The organism is Amycolatopsis kentuckyensis, assembly GCF_002155975.1.
In the GTDB taxonomy this organism is placed as follows: domain Bacteria; phylum Actinomycetota; class Actinomycetes; order Mycobacteriales; family Pseudonocardiaceae; genus Amycolatopsis; species Amycolatopsis kentuckyensis.
In genome coordinates, this window is sequence record NZ_MUMI01000304.1 from 1 (window position 1) to 3271 (window position 3271).

Sequence of the window (3271 nt, forward strand, 5' to 3'; positions counted from 1 at the left end):
TCACCGGGCGCCAGCCGGGTGCTGATCGTCTTCTCGATCTCCCCGTACGGCCGCCCGGCCTCGTCGCAGTGCCGCCGCAGGACCGCGAGCTTGTGCCGCACGGTCTGCCCGCCGTCCGGGACGTCGAAGACGTTGCACGCGTCGGCGTACCGGGCGACCAGCCGCAGCGTCCGCCGCTCACCCGCCCCGCCGACGAGGATCGGCGGCCGCCGCACGGGCCGCGGGTTCCCGATCGGCCGCTCCAGCCGGTAGTGCTCGCCTTCGAACGGCGACTCGTCGCCCGCCCACATCCGCAGCGCCAGCCGCACGGTCTCCTCCACCCGCGCGAACCGCTCGCCGACCGGCGGGAACGGCAAGCCCATTGCCCGCGCCTCCCCGTCGTGGTGGCCGGCCCCGATCCCGAACCGCGCCCGCCCACCGGACAGGACGTCCAGCGTGGTGACGGCCTTGACCAGCAGCGCCGGCGGCCGGAACGTGACAGCCGAGACCATGGTGCCCAGCCCGACCCGGCTCGTCCGGCCGGCCAGGAAGCCCAGCGTCGTGTAGGCCTCCAGCATCGCCGAGTCCGCGGAGCTGTGCGGGTCGGCCTGCAGGAGGTGATCGGCAACCCACAGCGTGTCCAGCCCGGCGTCCTCGGCCGCCACCGCGACGGCGGCGAGCTCGTCGGTCAGCTTGTCCGGCCACGAGAAGTCCGTGACCCCGATGCTCAAGCGCAGGCGGGTCACCGCCGGCCACCACCCGGGACGAACGGCGCGCCGATCGGGCTCAGGTGAATCCCGGCCAGCCGCCACCGGTCGCCGTCACGCACCAGCACGTGCGTCGCGCGGAACCGGCCGTTCGCCGGGTTCCCCTGGTGCGTCGCCACCTGCTCGTGCACGCCGATCGCGATCGCCGCGTCGCCGAACTCCCGGACCTCGACCTCCGCCCAGTCCAGCTTCTCCGTCACCAGCCCGCCGCCGTCGTAGCGCGCCAGCCACTGGTCACGGTCCAGCACGAACCCCAGCGGCCCGACCAGGCGGAACCCTTCGGTCGCCAGCCCCGCCAACGTGGAGGTGTCGCCGCGTTCCTCCGCCGCCGCCCACACGCGGCCGAACTCGCGGACCTGCTCCTCGGTGCTCATCGCGTTCCCCTTCCGTTCGATGCCTCAACGTTAGAAGTCTAACCATTAGATGTCAAACGCTTAGACTTCTCGGCATCTGCGCTAGAGTTCCGCCCGTGCCACCACCCACCACCGCCCCCATCGGCGTCGTCCTCGCCCGCACCGCCAAAACCGCCGCCCGCGCCTTCGACCAGGCCCTCGCCACCGAAGGCGGCTCCCAGCCCGTCTGGCAGATCCTCATCTCCCTCAAAACCACCCCCGCCGCCAACCAACGCGAACTCGCCGACACCGTCGGCATCCAGGGCGCCACCCTCACCCACCACCTCAACAGCATGGAAACCGCCGGCCTCGTCACCCGCCGCCGCGACCCCGCCAACCGGCGCGTCCACCTCGTCGAACTCACCGACGACGGCGAACGGCTCTTCCACCGCCTCGCCACCGCCGCCATCGCCCACGACCAGCGCATGCGCCAAGGCTTCACCGACACCGAAATCGCCCAGCTCGCCGACCTCCTCACCCGCCTCGCCCGCAACGTCACCGACCACTGAAAAGCGATCCTCACAACAGTGACTGGACGCACCCGACCCGCGACGCCCAGGAGGGATAGGCTCCACAGCACTAGCCAAAGTCGTCTCAAGCTGGAGAACCGCAATGACCCAAGCCCCAGTCAACGTGACCGTCACCGGCGCCGCCGGCCAGATCGGCTACGCGCTGCTCTTCCGCATCGCGTCCGGTCAGCTCCTCGGCCAGGACGTCCCGGTGAAGCTGCGGCTCCTCGAGATCCCGCAGGCGGTCAAGGCGGCCGAGGGCACCGCGATGGAGCTCGAAGACGGCGCGTTCCCGCTCCTCGCCGGCACCGACATCTTCGACGACCCCAAGCAGGCCTTCGAAGGCACCAACATCGCCCTCCTCGTCGGCGCCCGCCCCCGCAGCAAGGGCATGGAGCGCGGCGACCTCCTCGAAGCCAACGGCGGCATCTTCAAGCCCCAGGGCGAAGCCATCAACGCCGGCGCCGCCGACGACATCAAGGTCCTCGTCGTCGGCAACCCCGCCAACACCAACGCCCTCATCGCCCGCTCGCACGCCCCCGACGTGCCCGCCGACCGCTTCACCGCGATGACCCGCCTCGACCACAACCGCGCCCTCGCCCAGCTCGCCAAGAAGCTCGGCGTCCCGGTGACCGAACTCAAGAAGGTCGCCATCTGGGGCAACCACTCCGCCACCCAGTACCCCTCGGTCCAGCACGCCGAATTCGGCGGCAAGAGCATCGCCGACGCCGTCGACCAGGCCTGGCTCGAAAGCGACTTCATCCCCACCGTCGCCAAGCGCGGCGCGGCCATCATCGAAGCCCGCGGCCTCTCCTCCGCCGCCTCGGCCGCCTCCGCCGCCATCGACCACGTCTACACCTGGGTCAACGGCACCCCGGCTGGCGACTGGACCTCCGCCGCCGTCGCCTCCGACGGCTCCTACGGCGTCCCCGAAGGCCTCATCTCGTCCTTCCCGGTCACCGCCGAGAACGGCCAGTACAAGATCGTCCAGGGCCTCGAGATCGACGACTTCTCCCGCGCCCGCATCGACGCCTCCGTCGCCGAGCTCGTCGAAGAACGCGACACCGTGCAGAAGCTCGGCCTCATCTGAAACTGAGCCACCCGCACAAAAGGGCCGCCGTCACCTCGGTGACGGCGGCCCTTTTCGCGTACCGAGACGCTCAGGCCGCCAGCAGGTCCGAACGCGCCTGCAGCAACGCCTCGGCACTCAGACCACCCTGCACACCGCCGGTACCGGTGAGATCCTCCCGCGGCTCGGCGTAACCACCGGCCACCCCCGCACCGTAAGCCGCAGCCGTCGCGGCGATGAACGCCAACCCGAACCCGGCCGCCCTCCCGAACGCCCGCGCACCGGCGTGCGCAGTCACCTTCGCCGCCGCAGCCGCCGTGGCGGCCGCACAGCTCACCGGCACCACCGGCAGCTCCACCTGCAAGCGAACGAGCGTGCCGGCCTGCACACCGGCGGCTTCTTCGATCCTGTTCATCGCTGTCCTCACGTTGGGGCCGACTCGAGCACGCCCGACGCTAGCTCCGCACCCCCGCCCCCACATCCACCCAAGTGACGAGGACACCCCGGTTTCCGCGAACCGCGGAACAGACCCTCCCCATCGCCTGAAGCGAACAC

General features: G+C 71.0%; 5 protein-coding genes. 2 read left to right on the forward strand and 3 right to left on the reverse strand.

Annotation, left to right across the window (positions count from 1 at the left end; genetic code table 11):
* Nucleotides 1–716 (reverse strand): TIGR03560 family F420-dependent LLM class oxidoreductase (locus tag CCN39_RS27440; protein WP_167455194.1); only part of this gene is annotated, 716 nt, incomplete at its 3' end.
* 5 nt (nucleotides 717–721) lie between these two features.
* The gene (locus tag CCN39_RS27445; RefSeq protein WP_086846687.1) at nucleotides 722–1120 is read right to left on the reverse strand and encodes a nuclear transport factor 2 family protein; all 399 of its coding nucleotides are present in this window, start codon (nucleotides 1118–1120) and stop codon (nucleotides 722–724) included.
* A gap of 95 nt (nucleotides 1121–1215) precedes the next feature.
* On the opposite strand from CCN39_RS27445, the gene CCN39_RS27450 reads away from it, so the two are divergent.
* Together CCN39_RS27450 and CCN39_RS27455 are read left to right on the forward strand one after the other, a co-directional pair.
* A complete protein-coding gene (locus CCN39_RS27450) occupies nucleotides 1216–1647 on the forward strand; it encodes a MarR family winged helix-turn-helix transcriptional regulator (RefSeq protein ID WP_167455193.1) in 432 nt (143 codons plus the stop codon).
* Nucleotides 1648–1750: 103 nt separating this feature from the next.
* Nucleotides 1751–2737, forward strand: a complete 987-nt coding sequence (locus CCN39_RS27455) for a malate dehydrogenase (RefSeq protein WP_086846689.1) — start codon at nucleotides 1751–1753, stop codon at nucleotides 2735–2737.
* A 70-nt stretch (nucleotides 2738–2807) separates the two neighbouring features.
* Here the strand turns inward: CCN39_RS27455 and CCN39_RS27460 are convergent, their stop codons facing one another.
* Nucleotides 2808–3131, reverse strand: a complete 324-nt coding sequence (locus CCN39_RS27460) for a hypothetical protein (RefSeq protein WP_086846691.1) — start codon at nucleotides 3129–3131, stop codon at nucleotides 2808–2810.
* Between the last annotated feature and the right edge of the window lie 140 nt (nucleotides 3132–3271).

What these genes read in the sequence shown, in the direction of transcription:
- CCN39_RS27445 (WP_086846687.1), bottom strand. Translation starts at nt 1,120, where the DNA reads ATGAGCACCGAGGAGCAGGTCCGCGAGTTCGGCCGCGTGTGGGCGGCG.
- CCN39_RS27455 (WP_086846689.1), top strand. Translation starts at nt 1,751, where the DNA reads ATGACCCAAGCCCCAGTCAACGTGACCGTCACCGGCGCCGCCGGCCAG.
- CCN39_RS27460 (WP_086846691.1), bottom strand. Translation starts at nt 3,131, where the DNA reads ATGAACAGGATCGAAGAAGCCGCCGGTGTGCAGGCCGGCACGCTCGTT.